Origin of the sequence: Streptomyces sp. NPDC127108 (genome assembly GCF_042677545.1) — a bacterium.
GTDB lineage: Bacteria > Actinomycetota > Actinomycetes > Streptomycetales > Streptomycetaceae > Streptomyces.
Genome location: NZ_JBHXTE010000010.1, coordinates 83,844 through 98,663, shown reverse-complemented (window position 1 = coordinate 98,663; position 14,820 = coordinate 83,844). Strand labels below are relative to the sequence as shown.

The following is a 14,820-nucleotide window of genomic DNA, read 5'->3' as shown; positions in this document are numbered from 1 at the left end:
TGTCGGCGGAGCGGCGGACCGCGGGCGGCTGACTGTGGCGGCGCGCGCGGTGTCGTACACGGGGACGATTGGCCCCTTATGTCACGATTGCCGCACTACTCGCCTGCCCGTCACCGTCGACACCGTCGCCCAAGGGGTCTGGATGCACCGGCTGCTCCGTACGTTCACGGCACTCACGGCCGTCGCGGTCCTAGGGCTCGCGGCGGGGTGCTCGTCCGGGTCGGAACCGGGCGGGGGGAAGAAGGACGAGGGGGCGGCCGCCGTCCGGCCGGAGGCGGCGCGGTCGGCGCAGCACCGCTTCTGGGTCGACCCGCAGAGCGCGGCGGCGCGGCAGGTCGAGGAGTGGCGGCAGGAGGGCCGCACGCAGGACGCCGAGGCGCTGCGCCGGATCGCCGAGCAGCCGATGGCGGTGTGGCCGGCCGGGGACGACCCGGCGCCCGACATCGCGAAGGCCACCGCGGGCGCGGCGGACGAGGGCCGCACGGCGGTGCTCGTCGCGTACAACATCCCGCACCGCGACTGCGGCCAGCACTCGGCGGGCGGCGCCCACGACGCCGCGTACTACCGCCAGTGGCTCGGCGCGTTCGCCGACGCCATCGGGCGGAACAAGGCGCTCGTGATCCTGGAGCCGGACGCCATCGCGCACATCGTGGACGGCTGCACGCCCGCCGAGTACCACGAGGAGCGCTACCAGCTCCTGTCGGAGGCGATCCAGCGGCTCAAGCGGCAGCCGAACGTCAAGGTCTACCTGGACGCGGGCAACCCCGGCTGGATCAACGACGCCCGCAAGCTCACCCTGCCGCTGAAGCGGGCGGGCATCGACCAGGCAGACGGCTTCTCGCTGAACGTCTCCAACTTCCAGAGCGACCGGACGACCAGCGCCTACGGCCGCACCCTCGCCGCCACGGTCGGCGGCAAGCACTTCGTGATGGACACCAGCCGCAACGGCAGGGGCCCGCTCGCCGGGGACCGCCAGGACGCCTGGTGCAACCCGCCCGGACGCGGCCTCGGCACCCCGCCCACCGACCGCACCGGCGACCCGCTCCTCGACGCCTACCTGTGGATCAAGCGCCCCGGCGACTCCGACGGCCCCTGCCGCGGCGGCCCCGCCGCCGGACAGTGGTGGCCGGACTACGCGCTCGGGCTCGTGCGCAACGCGAAGGCGTAGCCCATCTGATGATCGAGTGGACGGTCTGTGGAGGTCAACTCACGGACAGGGAAAGGCCCTTGGTCACGCTGGCCAAGGGCCGGGGCCACCTGGCAGCCTGAGGGCGCATGGGGCGTGAAGACTTCTCGCAGGCGGGCTACGGCGTACGGTTCGAGTGGGGCGCGTCCGGAGCGAAACGCCTCGCGCCCGCCGTCTCCTGTCTGGTGATCGTCGACGTCCTCTCGTTCACCACGTCGGTGTCGGTCGCCGTCGAGTCCGGCTCCCGGGTCTTCCCGTATCCGTGGCGCGACGAGAGCGCGACGGCCTTCGCCCGCCAGATGGACGCCCGGCTCGCGGTGGGCCGCCGCGCCGTCACGGAGGCCAGCCCCTGGTCGCTGTCCCCGGCCGCCCTGCGGCGCGCCCCGCTCGCCCCGCGCCTGGTCCTTCCCTCCCCCAACGGCTCGGCCATCGCCGCGTCGGCGGGCGCCGTGGACATCGCCGCCGGGTCGCTGCGCAACGCGACCGCCGTGGGCCGGTGGCTCGCGGACCGGGGCCACGGCACCCCCGAGCACCCCGTCGGCGTGATCGCCTCGGGCGAGCGCTGGCCCGACGGCACGCTGCGGCCCGCCCTGGAGGACCTGCTCGGCGCGGGGGCCGTGATCACCGCGCTGCGGGACCGCGGCGGCACGGCGCTCTCCCCGGAGGCCGCGTCGGCCGCGTCGGCCTTCGTCGCGGCGGTGGACGTGGAGGACGCGGTCGCGTCCTGCTCGTCGGGCCGGGAGCTGGCCGACGGCGGCTACGCGGAGGACGTGGCCATCGCGACGGAGCTGGACGCGTGCGCGGTGGTGCCGGTGCTCACGCACGGGGCGTTCGTCGCGGCCAAGTGAGGGCCGGGTTCCCTGGTTCCGGGTGCGGGCCGGGCGCCGTACCGCGGCAGGCACCCGGCTCCGGCCTCACTTCACGTGCACCCACTTCGCCTCCGAGGACGCCCCGGCCGCGTCCGTCACGAACAGCATGTACCAGCCGGGCGGCACCAGGGCCGCGTCCTCGCGGGGCACGTCCACCGTCACCGAGCCCGGCCCCTTGGTGAGCCCGAGCGCGATCGAGCGCTGCTCCACGTCGGTGGTGTGCGTGACGGCGCTCGGCCGCATGAGCCGGGCCGAGACCAGCTTCTCCGGATGCGCGGTGCGGAAGGTCGCGCGGCCGTCGGCGGGCAGCACGCCGGGGCCCTCGCCGAGCACGGGCCGGTTCTTGCCGGTCTTGTGCAGGGACGGCGGCGTGAAGATCTCCATGCGCTGCTCGAAGTGGCCGAGCTTGGTGTTCTGCTCGTTGTCGAAGAGCGGGTCGGAGCCGAAGGTGGCGACGCGCCCGTCGGGCAGGAGCAGCGCCTCGGAGTGGTAGTTGCGGCCGACCTTGGGGTCGGCGGCGGCGCGGAAGGCGCCCCGGCCCGCGTCGGCCCTCGGGTCGTAGAACTGGGCCTTGAGGATGTTGCTCGCGCTGCGGCCCCGGTAGTCGGACGAGCCGTTGGTGGTGAACACCGAGTCGTCCGGCATCAGGACGCTGTTCAAGTAGCGCGTGCCCTGGGGGAGTTCAGGGCCGGTCCGGAAGGCGGGCCTTTCCTCCTTCAGGTCGATGACGGCGGTGCGCTTGGTGGCCTTCTCGGACTCGCCCACCCCGCCGCCGCCGAGGATCATCACTTTCTGGTCCTGGGCGGGCGGGAGCAGGACGGACCCGGACGTCTCGGTCTGGTCGAGGTCGGTGAGGCCGGGCACCTTCTCGAACTTGTTGGTCTTCAGGTCCCACAGGCCGGGCGCGCGGCCCTTCTTGGCGGGCCCGTAACCGGCGTTGGAGGCGGGGTAGAAGAGCTTGCCGCCCTTGGTGAGGAACAGCGCCGGATAGGTGGGGAAGTACCGCTTGGGGCCGTCGGTCCACTTCTTCGTCTTCGGGTCGTAGATCTCGTTGTCGCCGGGGTCGATGACGCCGACGTCGTCGAGCCCGGACACGGCGAGCACCCGGCCGTCCTCCAGGCCGACCAGGGTGGGGTACCAGCGGGCCTTGTCCATCGGCTCCACGGCGATGTACTTCTCCGCCACCGGGTCGAACTCGTAGGCGGCCCTGATGCCCTGGAAGTCCTGCTTGTCCATGGTGAGCTTCTCGGCGATGCCGTACGTGTTGTCGGCCTCCTTGCCGGTCAGGCCCTCGATCTCGTACTGCGCGGACTTCTCCGTGACCGCCGGGGCGCCCTCGCGGACCGCCTCCACGAAGACCCGGGCCTCGCTCGCGACGACCTTCGTCTTCCAGGGCTGCATCGCGCCGGACTTGGAGTACGTGATCTCGAAGTCCCGCTTCGCCTTGGGGACGGTCACGTCGAACCGGCTGACGTACTCGACGCCGGACGGCGAGCGGAACTTGGTGCCCTTCTTGAGGGCGACGGGCTTGTCCGGGTTCTCGTTCTTGACCCGCATGCCGCCGCCGGCGCGCTCCACCTCGCCGTCGAGGAGTTCGTAGCGCGCGGTGCCGCCCGCGACCAGGAGGCGGCCGTCGGGGAGCTGGGCGTGGCCCGAGCAGAAGAAGTCCTCGGGGGTCTCGATCTTCTTGAAGGTGTTCTTCTCCGGGTCCCACAGCACGGTGTCGAAGGACCCGGCGTCGAACTTCTCCTGCTCGTTCCCGGACCCGGCGACGATCAGGACCTTCCCGGTGTGCAGGAGGGCCGCGTGGATCGCGTTGGTGCGGAACTCCTCGGGAATGCCGACCTGCTGCCACGACCCGTACTTCTTCATGTAGCCGGGTCGGGAGATCTTGTACGCGTGGTACTTCTCCTCGGCGAAGGAGACGGCGGCGGGGGCGTTGAGGCCGATGAGCACAGCGCCCGCGCCCACGCCGAGGACGATCTTCTTGGTGCGCTTGGAGAAATCGGGGGGCCGAAAGGGCATAGCGTCAGTTACCTCCAGTCGTCGTGCCGGTCGCGAAGGCGGGCTCCGGCTCGCCGTCGGCGTCCGCGGCGCTGCCCTGCCGCCGCCGGGCCTCGGCGGCCTTGCGGGCCCGCTGGTCCCGTACGGCGGTGAAGGACCACACCGCGACCGGCGCCAGCGAGATGGCCATGGCGAGCACCGCCCAGGTCCGCATCGCGACGTGGGTGTGGTCGAGCACGAACGACGCGACGAGCGAACTGGCGAGCACCGCGGCCCAGAACAGATGGATGCGGAAGGTGAGGAGCCGGTCGGGGGTGGCCCCGCCGCCCTTGGGGGTGACGACGAAGCGGCACGGGCGGCGCAGCGTGGCGGCGCCGAGCGACTTGGCGTAGATCGGCGCGGACAGCGCGGACATCGCCATCCCGGCGAGCCCGCCGGAGCCCTCGGGTTCGTGCGGCGAGACGTTGTGGCGCCGGTTCCACAGGTAGAGCCCGATCTGCAGGGCGGCGGCGTCGCTGTAGAGCATCAGCCACACCGACGCGGCGACTTGTGTGCCCGACGCCCCGAACCACAGGAACAGCACGCAGCTGAGGATGCCGAGCAGCCAGTTGACGGCCGTCATCGGGTAGTAGACGAGCATCAGCGTGTACGAGAAGAGGCGCCCGGGCGGCATCGTGAACGGCGCCTTCCAGTACTGCTTGATCAGCGTCTCGTAGGTCCCGCGCGACCAGCGCATCTGCTGGGTGAAGAAGTCCGTCCAGGAGGCCGGGCCCTCCCCCACGGCAAGGACGTCCGGGGTGTACACCGAGCGCCAGTGCCGTCCGGTGACCGGGTTCTTGTGCCGGTGCAGCTCGAAGCCGGTGGCCATGTCCTCGGTGATCGAGTCGTAGAGGCCGCCGACCTGGCGCAGGGCGGCGATCCGCACGACGTTGTTGGTGCCGACGAACATGGGCGCCCGGTAGCGGTTGCCGGCCCGCTGGATCAGGGCGTGGAAGAGGAACTGCTGGGACTCGGCGGCCTTGGTGACGGGCGAGACGTAGTTCCCGTACACCTGCGGGCCCACGACGAACGCCACGTCCGGGTCGCGGAAGAACCCCATCATCCGCTCCAGGAAGTTCGGCAGCGGTACGTGGTCGGTGTCCACGGAGGCGAAGAAGTCGTATTCGCCGCCGTGCATGGCGAGCCAGGCGTTGTAGTTGCCGTGCTTGGTGCGGGTCTTGTGGGGGCCCTTCTTGCGGTTCCACTCCACGACGCCGAGGCGGGTGAAGTGGCGTACGCCCAGCTCCTCGCAGAGCGCCTTCGCCTGGTCGTCGTCGCCCTCGTCGAGCAGCCAGACGTCGAGAGGTCCGGAGTGGTGTATCCGGACGGCGCCCTCCAGCGTGGCGCGCACCATCGCGATCGGTTCCTTGCCCGGTACGTACGTGGTGAGGAAGGCGACGCGGGTGCCCTCCTCGGGCACGACCGGGACGGGGTCGCGGGCGACCATCGTGGCGTGCGCGATCGACACCACGTTGACCAGCATGAACAGCTCGATCAGGCCGATCGAGACGAGCATCGTCACATCCAGGCCGACCAGCCAGCGGTCGCCGCCCTCACGTTCCGTCCAGTGGGTGGGCCAGACGAGGTACACGAGCAGGGCGCCGGTCAGGAGGGGGGCCAGCGTCATCAGCAGGAGGGCGCGTATTCGGTGGGGCTCGCGGGCGAGGAGCGGCCGGTACTGCACCCGGTATCCGGCGTGGACGCCGGTGCCGGTGCCGCTCTCAGGCTCGGTGAGCGGTCCGGCGAGCCGGCTGTGGGTGTCGTAGTCGTAGCCCTCCGGCCGCACAGCGCCCTCCAGGTGATCGAACAAGCCGATACCCACACAAAAGTGGAGATTTGTCGGCGTGTCGAACCGGACGCGTCCGTGCGAGCGGTTTTACCCTGCGGATCGCTCGAGGACGGGGCTCACCCCGGGGCCCCCTTCCCGCTCCCCGGCGGCCCGCCTGTGCCCCTTGCGGTCGTCCGGCGTCCGTCCGTCGGCTGTGGCCCGCAGCCCGCCCGCTCCGCGGCGGCCATCTCCCACCCGCCCACCCGTTTCCAGTGGCCCGCAGGCCTCGGGTCGCCTGTGCCCCTTGCGGTCGTCCGGCGTCCGCCCGTCGTCTGCGGCCAGCAGCCCGCCCGCTCCGCGGCGGATCCTTCCCACCCGCCCACCCGTTTCCACTCGGCCGTCACCTTCAGGCCGCCCGTGCCACCTAGGGCTGTTCGGCGTCAGCAGCCCGTCTGGGGCCAGTGCCCCTACCTGCACCCACCCCGTGCTACGCGCGGCGGCCACCGTCCGCCCCACCGCTGTGGGCAGCTGGGCCGCCAGGGGCGGCACGGGTGGGCACAGCCCCGTCCCGCGGCGCCGTGACGGCCGGGGAAGGGCACGGGCCCCAGGCCGACGGGGCCGTCGCGGCAGCGTCAGGGGCGTGTCGCGCGGCGCAGGCGGTGGCGGAGTGCGCGTTGGGCGACGGGGCCCAGGTCGTCCAGGGCGGCGGCCAGTGCGCCCAGCTGCTCCAGGGCGTCCAGCGCCCGCAGGGCCCCGTCCCGGTCGACGCCTTCGTACAGTTCGATGCCGACGAACGACGCCGCGACGGCGCGCGCGAGCCCGACGGGGTCGGCGAACTCGCCGAGCGGGGTCGAGCCGAGGACCCGGACGAGGACCTTCTCGACCTCGGTGACCCACAGGGAAAGCCCCGCGGCCGTCGCGGCGGCGAGCGTCGGCTGGGTCTGCGCCCCGGCGAGCAGCTGGGCGAGCACCGCCACGTGCCCCGCGTCCCGCTCCTCCTCGTGCATCTCCCGTCCGAAGGCGAGGAGTTCGGTGAGGGAGGAGACCGCGGCGAGCCGCTCCCGATAGCGGCCGACCCGCTGCTCCGTCGCGTACCGGCACGCCTCGGAGAGCAGCTCGTCGACCGACCCGAAGTGGTAGAAGACGAGCGCCTGGTTCACCCCGGCGGCCGCCGCCACGCTCCGGGCCGACGTCTTGGCGATCCCCTGCTCGGTGAGCGTCCGCACGGCCCCTTCGAGGAGCTTCTCCCGCGTCCCGGGCCCCGCCTGCGGGCTCACGCGCGCACCTCCTCGCGCACGGGCCGCAGCCCGGCCCGCACCCCGCACTCCCGCACGTCGCGGTAGGTCGCCGCGAACGACCCCTCGTACCCGAAGAGCGGCCCGAAGTACCGGTTCACCACCCGCACGCGGACGCGGAAGCGCCCGGACCGGTCGTCGAACGATTCGCGCACCTCCGCGTCCGCCCCGATCACGCCCGGAACCCGCACGTCCACGGGGCCCTCCCGGAACCGGTGCGTCCCGGAGCGGATGACGAGCGACCCGTCGGCCGCGGCCGCGAAGTGCAGGTCGCTGGCGAGGTGCTGATGGGTGCCCAGGTAGTCGAGCACGCGGTCGCCCCGGGGACCGAGGACCATCTGGGCGTCGAAGCGCCGGGCCCGTCCGGGCAGTTGGAAGGTACGCACGAAGGTCACCGTCTCACGGCCGAACGAGTCGGCGTACGGCACGTTCTCGATGGTGAAGGGGACGTGGCGGCCGGCGCGCGGGACGAGGATGTTGCGCGTCCCGCCGACCGCGAGGAACGGCTTCACGAAGCTGCGCCCGTGCCAGATCCGGTCCATCACGCCGCGCCCGAAGCACGCCTCGCCGCTGTCGAGTCCGACGGAGAAGCGCCGCTGGAGGGCGGGGTGCAGGCGCTCGAAGTCGGCGCCCATCGCGGTGCGGAAGATCGACGTCATGCGTGCGGCTCCTCGGAGTCGGCCGGGTGACCGGCGGGTGCGGTGAGGCGGTCGAGCAGGCGTGGGGCGCGCACGGACGCCGGGGGCGTGCGCAGGCAGCGCCGCGCCGCCGGGGTCGTCGGCAACGGCGGCAGGACGCACACGAGGACGGCGGCGCCGAGCGCGGCCATCAGCGCGAGCCCCACCCCGAGGGCCGGTCCGGCGAGGAGCCCGGCCGCCACGACCACCAGGGCGCGGACGACGACTTCACAGAGCCCGTGCGCGAGCCCCCGCCCGGGGCTGATCCCGCGCTCCAGCCACAGCCGCAGCCGGTCGAAGGACCAGGCCGTCGCCCAGCCCATCAGCGGCCGCAGCGCGAACCGGTCGGCGAGCGCCCCTGCCCGTCCCCAGCGCGGCCGGTAGTCGTAGCCGGTGAGGAAGCGGACGCCGTCGTCGGTCGGTACGTAACGCCAGTAGCCGCTGCCCTCGGCGAGGAGGGAGAGCGGGTGCGGCGAGGCGAACCGGAGCGCGGAGGTCCGGGTCCCGTCGGGCCTGCGCTTCTCCCCCGCGCTGACCCCGGTCCCGGCGATCGTGAGGAACGGCAGGACGCGTGTCGCGTACCGGAAGCGCTGCGGGGCCCCCGGCTCGGCGGGCAGGTAGTCGATCTCCGTGAAGCGCAGATCCCAGCGCTGGTGGGACGCGGGCTCCTGCGTGCGCTCCCACAGCGCGTCGAGGTCGGCGCGGATCAGCGCCTCGACGTACAGACTCGGCGGACTTCCGCTCCCCACGGCAAACCCCCAGGCAGACTCGCATTTGAGCGACTGCTCAAATCCTTCGGGCCGCAATCTACAGCGGGTTTGAGCAGTCGCTCAAGTGCCGGTTGCGCCTCTCCCTCACGAAGCGCCGCTCCGCTCCCTCACAGAGCGCCGCTCCACGCGGGCATGCGAAAGCCCCCGCCGGGTCTCCCTGGCGGGGGCTGGTGCGCGGTCGGCGTCCGGTCAGACGGACAGGTGGCGCTCCACCGTTTCGACCTTGGAGGTCATGCCGTCCGTCACGCCCGGGCGGATGTCGGCCTTGAGGACGACGGAGACGCGGGGCGCCCGCGCCTCGACGGCGGCGACGGCGCGCTTGACGACGTCCATCACCTCGTCCCACTCGCCCTCGATCGAGGTGAACATCGCGTCGGTGCGGTTGGGCAGCCCGGACTCGCGGACGACGCGGACGGCGTCGGCGACGTACTCGCCCACGTCCTCACCGACGCCGAGCGGCGTCACGGAGAAGGCGACGATCATGCGTTCACGACCCCTTCGCGGCGGGCGCGCGAGGCCATGACCGCGGCCTCGGCCTCGCGCTTCAGCTTGCGGTCGGCGAAGAAGCCGCCGGCGGGCAGCACGGAGAGGACGAAGTAGAGGATGCCCGTCTTGGCGTCCCACTTGGTGCGGTTCCAGGCGTCGAGCCAGAACAGGACGTACAGCACGAACAGCAGGCCGTGGATCATGCCCATCGCCGGGACGGCGTTGAAGTCCGTGGTCCGCTTCAGCACCGAGCAGACGATGAGCAGCAGGAAGGACACGGCCTCGGGAATGGAGACCAGGCGGAGGCGGCGGAGTGCGGAGGCGGTCTTGATGTCCACGGGTCACCTTCGGGGCGGGGGCGGCGTCGATCTTGTGAACGGATGCACAAGCGCCCCCATTGTGGCATCAGGGACTCCTCGGGGAGTTTCCGGGGTCCGGTCAGGGTCGGTGACCCTGTCGCCGGGCACCGCGCTGCGGATACCTTCGCCTTCGTGGCTACGTTCCGATTGCAGGGCAGCAGAATGCTCGCCGTCGACATGACAGGCGACGCCGTCAAGGCAAAGAACGGCTCGATGGTCGCCTACGACGGCACGATGATCTTCAAGAAGCTGACGGGGGGTGGTGAGGGCATCCGCGGCATGGTCACGCGGCGCCTCACCAATGAGCAGATGACGGTCATGGAGGTGAAGGGACACGGCACGTGCTGGTTCGCCGACCACGCGACGGAGATCAGCCTGGTCGGGCTCCAGGGCGACAAGCTCTACGTGGAGTCGAGCAATCTCCTGTGCGCCGAGGGGAGCCTGCGCACGGGCACGACGTTCACGGGCCTGCGCGGCGCGACGCAGGGCAACGGCATCTTCACCACCACGGTCGAGGGCACGGGCCAGGCGGCCCTGATCTCGGACGGCCCGGCGGTGATCCTGCGCGTCACGAAGCAGTACCCCCTCCATGTGGACCCGGGGGCGTATGTCGCGCACCAGGGCAACCTCAAGCAGAGCTTCCAGTCGGGCGTCAACTTCCGCACGCTCATGGGAGAGGGCGGCGGCGAGGCCTTCCAGATCCGCTTCGAGGGCGAGGGCCTCGTCTACGTCCAGGCCAGTGAGCGCAACACGATCGCGGGAGACGTGTGACATGCCGTTCCGTGAGGTCAACGCGAAGATGGTCGAGGCGACCGTCCAGCCGGGCACCAAGATGTTCAGCCAGCGCGGCGCCATGCTCGCCTACAAGGGCGACGTCTCCTTCACACCCAACGTGGCCGGCGGGCAGGGCGGTCTGATGTCCATGATCGGCCGCAGGCTCGCCAACGAGTCGGTCCCGCTGATGACGGTGGAGGGCAACGGCACGGTCATGTTCGGGCACGGCGGCCACCATGTGCACGTGATCAGCCTGACCGGCGACACGATGTACGTGGAGGCGGACCGCCTGCTCGCCTTCGACGGCACCCTCCAGCAGGGCACGATGTTCCTCGGCTCGCAGGGCGGCGTCCTCGGCATGGTGCGCGGCCAGGTCTCGGGCCAGGGCCTTTTCACGACGACCCTGAAGGGTCACGGCGCGGTGGCCGTGATGGCGCACGGCGGCGTGGTGGAGCTGCCGATCACCCCCCAGCGCCCGGTGCACGTCGACCCCCAGTCGTACGTGGCGCACCACGGCGACGTGCGCAACAAGCTGTCCACGGCGCTCAGTTGGCGCGACATGGTGGGCCGCGGCTCGGGCGAGGGCTTCCAGCTGGAGCTCAGCGGCAACGGCGTGGTGTACGTCCAGGCATCGGAGGAGAAGCTGTGAGCACGCCCGTGATCTTCGACCCGATGACGCTGCCGAGCGACGACAACGTCAACGCGTACACCTTCTGCGTGGAGCTGACGGGCGGCCAGTGGTTCCTGCAGAAGGGCAAGATGATCGCCTACTACGGGCGCATCGACTTCAACGGCATCGGGCACGGCCGCCTCGACCGCCTCGTGCGGACGTCCTTCCACTCGCCGCTGCACGCGAGCGACTGGGTGGTGGCCGAGGGCGAGGGCAAGATGCTGCTCGCCGACCGCGCCTTCGACGTGAACTCCTACGACCTGGAGGACGGGAACCTCACCATCCGCGCGGGCAACCTCCTCGCTTTTCAGCCAACTCTCGCGCTGAAGCAGTCCATTGTCCCCGGTTTTCTGACCCTGATCGGGACCGGCAAGTTCGTCGCGGTGTCGAGCGGTCCCGTGGTGTTCATGGAGCCCCCGATCCGGGTGGACCCGCAGGCGCTCGTCGGCTGGGCGGACTGCCCCTCGCCCTGCCATCACTACGACCACCAGTACATGACCGGCGTGATCGGCGGCCTGCGGGCCCTCACCGGGATCGGCGGCACCTCCGGGGAGGAGCACCAGTTCGAGTTCGTGGGCGCGGGCACGGTGCTGCTGCAGTCCTCCGAGGCGCTGATGGCGGAGACGGCGACGGGCGCGGTGCCGCACCAGGACGGGGTGCCGGGCGGCGGGGGCGGTCAGGGCGCCCCGGGCTCATCGGGGCAGCGGGGGCAACATGGCCAACGTGGACAGCAGCCGCAGGGACCGCGCCTTCCCGGACAACTAGGAGACCTCCAGCGTCGCTTCGGCCTGTGAGCGGTAGTCTGCGGAGTGTGACGGCGAACGCCTGTACCCCTCGAAATCCGAGGGGTGCGAGGCGTGTCACACCCCGACACTCGTTCACCATTCAACTTCTTAGGTAGAATCGATTCCATGGAGACCGAGACGGCCCCGCAGTGGCTGACCGACGAGGAACAGTGCGCCTGGCGCACCCACGTGGAGGTCAACAGGATGCTGACGTACCAGCTGGAGAAGGATCTCCAGCCGTTCAACCTCACCATGAACGACTACGACATCCTCGTACATCTCTCCGAGTCCGAAGACCACAGGATGCGTATGAGCGACCTCGCGGCCGCCACCCTGCAGTCCAAGAGCCGGCTCTCCCACCAGATCACCCGCATGGAGAACGCGGGCCTGGTCCGCCGGGAGAACTGCGAGTCCGACCGACGCGGCCTGTTCACCGTGCTCACCGACGAGGGCATGGACACCATGAAGCGCGTCGCACCGCACCATGTCGCCTCCGTGCGGCAGCACTTCGTCGACCTGATCTCACCCGAGGCGCTCGGCGACCTCCACAAGGCGCTCACGCCGATCGCGGAACACCTGCGCGGACTGCGCGGCAAGCCATAACGCTGTCGCTGTGCCGTAGCGGGGCAGGGCGGGCGAACCCCGCCGCTTCAGCGCTCCCCTGGAGGCGCACTGTCACACTGCGGGCCGCCAGTGGCTGGTCGCGCAGTTCCCCGCGCCCCTTCGGGGCGCTCACGTACCGCGAGGCTCAGCGACAGGCAGACGCAGCACGAAGACCGCTCCCCCACCCGGGGCGCCGTCGACCGTGAGCGTTCCGCCATGGCGCGCGGCCACATCGCGGGCGATGGCGAGACCGAGACCCGCGCCTCCCTCATCACGGCTGCGCGCGTCGTCGAGCCGTACGAACCGCTCAAAGATCCGTTCCCGCTCCTGCGGCGGCACTCCGTCGCCGTCGTCCGCCACCTCAAGCACGGCCCAGGCCCCGTCGGCCCGGGTGGTGACCGTGACCCGGGACCCGGTGTGGCGCTGCGCATTGGTCACGAGGTTGCCGAGCACCCGCGCCAACTGACCGCGGGAACCGGCCACTTCGACACTCTTGAGTTCCGTCGTCACGGCCACCCGGTCCCCCGTGCGCTGCGACAGCTCCTCACGGGTCAGGGCCGCCAGATCCACCCGGCCCTGACCCGGCTTCTCACCGGCGTCGAGGCGGGCGAGCAGCAGCAGGTCGGCGGCCAGCTCCTGGAGGCGCACGGTGTCCTCGACGGCACCGGGCACGTCCAGGAGGTCCGGGTGGGCGGCGCCCACCTCCAGTTGGGTGCGCAGGGAGGCGATGGGGCTGCGCAGCTCGTGGGAGGCGTCGGCGACGAAGCGGCGCTGGCGCTCCACCGAGGTCTGGAGGGCCGCCAGGGTCTCGTTCGTGGTCCGGGCCAGACGCGCGATCTCGTCGTGCGTGTCCGGCTCGGGCACCCGGCGCGCCAGGTCCTCGGACGCGGTGATCGCTGCCATCTCGGCGCGGATCGCGTCCACGGGCCTGAGCGCGCGGCGCGTGACCAGCCAGGTCACGCCCGCGATCACGGCGAGCAGCACCGGGAAGCCGATCAGCATCGCGGTCAAGGCGGTGTTCACGGCGTTCTGTTCGGCGGTCAGGGGGGCGCCGGCGTGGACGGTGAGCTCACCTCTCGTGTCGGTGTTCACGCGCACGGTGGCGAAGCGGTAGTCCTGGGTCTCGCCGTCGACGGTGGCCGAGCCCTCGCTGACGCGGGTCTTGCCGGAGATGTCACCGGGCTTGAGCGGGTCGCCGTCGTCGTCGCCGGAGTCCTCGGCGGCGTCTTCGGCGGCGTCCTCAGCAGCCTCCCGGCGGTCCTCGGCGGCTTCGCTCTCGCTGTCGGAGTCGTCCGCGTCATCCCCGTCGTCGTCGGAGTCGGTCTCCGTCGGCGTGGGCTTCGGCGTCTGCGACTTGGACGGCTGCGGGGACTTCGAGGCACCGGGCTTCGGGGTCCGGGCGGCGGGATCGGGTCGTACGGCACTGACTCCCGTACCCGTGATCCGCTCCAGCTCGTCGTCGGCCGCGACCAGCCTGCCCTTCTCGTCGACGACCTGGACGGGGTTGTCCTCGCCGTCGGGCAGGTCCAGCTTCTCGTCGGCGGTGCCCACCGCGAGCTGCACCGCCACCTTGCGGGCCGCCGACTCGGCCTGCGCGTCGGCCTGGTCGATCAGGCTCGCGCGCAGCGACAGGATCACGGCGGCGCCCGCGGCGACCAGGGCGAGCGCCACGACGAGGGTCGCGCCCACGGTCGCGCGGGCGCGTACGGAGCCGAACAGCCTCCTCATCGGGGGGCCTCCAGTCGGTACCCGGCGCCGCGGACGGTCTTGATCAGCGGGGCGCCGAGCTTGCGACGCAACGCGCTCACGTACACCTCGACGATGTTGGGGTCGCCCTCGTACGCGAAGTCCCAGACGTGATCGAGGATGTCGGCCTTGGACACCACCTGGCCTGCCTTGACCAGGAGCTGCTCCAGGACGGCGAACTCCTTCGCGGTGAGGGTGATCTCCGTGCCGGGTTCGCCCTCGCCCGCGCCGCGCACCACGCGCCGCGCGGCGGTGTCGATCCGCAGGTCGCCCAGGACATGTACGGGCGAGGGGGACGCGGCGCGGCGGCGCAGCAGGGCCTTCACGCGGGCGACGAGGACGACGTACGAGAACGGCTTGGTCAGGTAGTCGTCGGCGCCGGTGTCCAGGCCCTCGGCCTCGTCGTACTCGCCGTCCTTCGCGGTGAGCATCAGGATCGGTACGTCGTGGCCCGCGGCGCGCAGGGTCGAGCAGACGCGGTAGCCGTTCATGCCCGGGAGCATGATGTCCAGGATCAGCAGGTCGTACGAGCCCTCCGTGGCGCGGTGCAGGCCGTCCACGCCGTCGTGGACGACGTCCACGGCGTAGCCCTCGGCCGTCAGGCCCTTGGCCAGGGAGAGGGCCAGTCGCTTCTCGTCTTCCACGATCAACAGGCGCATGCGTTCAGGATGCCTGAGCCAACCTGAAGAGTTCTTCAGGCTCCTTCAGGAGGGCTTCAGGAACGTTCGGGCAACTTGGTTCTCGTCGGAACGGACGGCCCCGCAGCGGGGCCAACCACTCGGGAGGAAC

At 71.4% G+C, this 14,820-nt stretch carries 15 protein-coding genes; 6 read left to right on the top strand and 9 right to left on the bottom strand.

Annotation, left to right across the window (positions count from 1 at the left end; genetic code table 11):
• Window positions 1-142 precede the first annotated feature (142 nt).
• Window positions 143-1,168: a glycoside hydrolase family 6 protein gene (locus tag ACFVHO_RS10865; protein ID WP_385712272.1), complete on the top strand. Its 1,026-nt coding sequence runs from the start codon at window positions 143-145 to the stop codon at window positions 1,166-1,168.
• A gap of 107 nt (window positions 1,169-1,275) precedes the next feature.
• Window positions 1,276-2,034 carry a 2-phosphosulfolactate phosphatase gene (locus ACFVHO_RS10860; protein ID WP_385712270.1) on the top strand — a complete coding sequence of 253 codons (759 nt, stop codon included), beginning with the start codon at window positions 1,276-1,278 and terminating at the stop codon, window positions 2,032-2,034.
• Window positions 2,035-2,100: 66 nt separating this feature from the next.
• Here ACFVHO_RS10860 and ACFVHO_RS10855 read toward each other — a convergent pair whose 3' ends face one another.
• From ACFVHO_RS10855 to ACFVHO_RS10825, 7 genes are all read right to left on the bottom strand, one after another.
• Window positions 2,101-4,080, bottom strand: a complete 1,980-nt coding sequence (locus tag ACFVHO_RS10855) for a galactose oxidase-like domain-containing protein (protein ID WP_385712268.1) — start codon at window positions 4,078-4,080, stop codon at window positions 2,101-2,103.
• 4 nt (window positions 4,081-4,084) lie between these two features.
• Window positions 4,085-5,884: a glycosyltransferase family 2 protein gene (locus ACFVHO_RS10850; protein WP_385712428.1), complete on the bottom strand. Its 1,800-nt coding sequence runs from the start codon at window positions 5,882-5,884 to the stop codon at window positions 4,085-4,087.
• 614 nt (window positions 5,885-6,498) lie between these two features.
• A complete protein-coding gene (locus ACFVHO_RS10845) occupies window positions 6,499-7,143 on the bottom strand; it encodes a TetR/AcrR family transcriptional regulator (RefSeq protein WP_385712266.1) in 645 nt (214 codons plus the stop codon).
• Window positions 7,140-7,820 (bottom strand): DUF4166 domain-containing protein, encoded by a 681-nt coding sequence (locus ACFVHO_RS10840; protein ID WP_385712264.1) that lies wholly within the window; start codon window positions 7,818-7,820, stop codon window positions 7,140-7,142. Before ACFVHO_RS10840 ends, ACFVHO_RS10845 begins: the two co-directional genes overlap by 4 nt.
• Entirely contained in the window at window positions 7,817-8,587 is a 771-nt protein-coding gene (locus ACFVHO_RS10835) for a hypothetical protein (protein ID WP_385712262.1), read from the bottom strand. The genes ACFVHO_RS10840 and ACFVHO_RS10835 overlap by 4 nt, the downstream gene beginning before the upstream one ends.
• A 210-nt stretch (window positions 8,588-8,797) precedes the next feature.
• Entirely contained in the window at window positions 8,798-9,091 is a 294-nt protein-coding gene (locus ACFVHO_RS10830; RefSeq protein ID WP_385712260.1) for an MTH1187 family thiamine-binding protein, read from the bottom strand.
• Window positions 9,088-9,432, bottom strand: a complete 345-nt coding sequence (locus ACFVHO_RS10825) for a DUF3817 domain-containing protein (protein ID WP_380832057.1) — start codon at window positions 9,430-9,432, stop codon at window positions 9,088-9,090. Before ACFVHO_RS10825 ends, ACFVHO_RS10830 begins: the two co-directional genes overlap by 4 nt.
• A 153-nt stretch (window positions 9,433-9,585) precedes the next feature.
• Between ACFVHO_RS10825 and ACFVHO_RS10820 the strand changes: the two genes are divergently transcribed.
• The 4 genes from ACFVHO_RS10820 (at window position 9,586) to ACFVHO_RS10805 (ending at window position 12,285) form a co-directional block, all read left to right on the top strand.
• Window positions 9,586-10,224, top strand: coding sequence for an AIM24 family protein (locus ACFVHO_RS10820; RefSeq protein WP_385712258.1), 639 nt, complete (start codon window positions 9,586-9,588; stop codon window positions 10,222-10,224).
• 1 nt (window position 10,225) lies between these two features.
• Window positions 10,226-10,876 carry an AIM24 family protein gene (locus ACFVHO_RS10815; protein ID WP_385712256.1) on the top strand — a complete coding sequence of 217 codons (651 nt, stop codon included), beginning with the start codon at window positions 10,226-10,228 and terminating at the stop codon, window positions 10,874-10,876.
• The gene (locus ACFVHO_RS10810; protein WP_385712254.1) at window positions 10,873-11,691 is read left to right on the top strand and encodes an AIM24 family protein; all 819 of its coding nucleotides are present in this window, start codon (window positions 10,873-10,875) and stop codon (window positions 11,689-11,691) included. Before ACFVHO_RS10815 ends, ACFVHO_RS10810 begins: the two co-directional genes overlap by 4 nt.
• 117 nt (window positions 11,692-11,808) lie before the next feature.
• Complete coding sequence (locus tag ACFVHO_RS10805; protein ID WP_030361243.1) at window positions 11,809-12,285, top strand: MarR family winged helix-turn-helix transcriptional regulator; 477 nt, start codon at window positions 11,809-11,811, stop codon at window positions 12,283-12,285.
• Between the two features lie 129 nt (window positions 12,286-12,414).
• Here ACFVHO_RS10805 and ACFVHO_RS10800 read toward each other — a convergent pair whose 3' ends face one another.
• The gene (locus ACFVHO_RS10800) at window positions 12,415-14,013 is read right to left on the bottom strand and encodes a sensor histidine kinase (protein ID WP_385712252.1); all 1,599 of its coding nucleotides are present in this window, start codon (window positions 14,011-14,013) and stop codon (window positions 12,415-12,417) included.
• Entirely contained in the window at window positions 14,010-14,690 is a 681-nt protein-coding gene (locus ACFVHO_RS10795; protein ID WP_385712250.1) for a response regulator transcription factor, read from the bottom strand. Before ACFVHO_RS10795 ends, ACFVHO_RS10800 begins: the two co-directional genes overlap by 4 nt.
• Window positions 14,691-14,820: the final 130 nt, after the last annotated feature.

Bases quoted from the DNA above. Each gene is read 5' to 3' on its own strand.
- ACFVHO_RS10865 (WP_385712272.1), top strand. From the start codon at position 143: ATGCACCGGCTGCTCCGTACGTTCACGGCACTCACGGCCGTCGCGGTC.
- ACFVHO_RS10860 (WP_385712270.1), top strand. From the start codon at position 1,276: ATGGGGCGTGAAGACTTCTCGCAGGCGGGCTACGGCGTACGGTTCGAG.
- ACFVHO_RS10855 (WP_385712268.1), bottom strand. From the start codon at position 4,080: ATGCCCTTTCGGCCCCCCGATTTCTCCAAGCGCACCAAGAAGATCGTC.
- ACFVHO_RS10840 (WP_385712264.1), bottom strand. From the start codon at position 7,820: ATGACGTCGATCTTCCGCACCGCGATGGGCGCCGACTTCGAGCGCCTG.
- ACFVHO_RS10830 (WP_385712260.1), bottom strand. From the start codon at position 9,091: ATGATCGTCGCCTTCTCCGTGACGCCGCTCGGCGTCGGTGAGGACGTG.
- ACFVHO_RS10815 (WP_385712256.1), top strand. From the start codon at position 10,226: ATGCCGTTCCGTGAGGTCAACGCGAAGATGGTCGAGGCGACCGTCCAG.
- ACFVHO_RS10805 (WP_030361243.1), top strand. From the start codon at position 11,809: ATGGAGACCGAGACGGCCCCGCAGTGGCTGACCGACGAGGAACAGTGC.
- ACFVHO_RS10800 (WP_385712252.1), bottom strand. From the start codon at position 14,013: ATGAGGAGGCTGTTCGGCTCCGTACGCGCCCGCGCGACCGTGGGCGCG.
- ACFVHO_RS10795 (WP_385712250.1), bottom strand. From the start codon at position 14,690: ATGCGCCTGTTGATCGTGGAAGACGAGAAGCGACTGGCCCTCTCCCTG.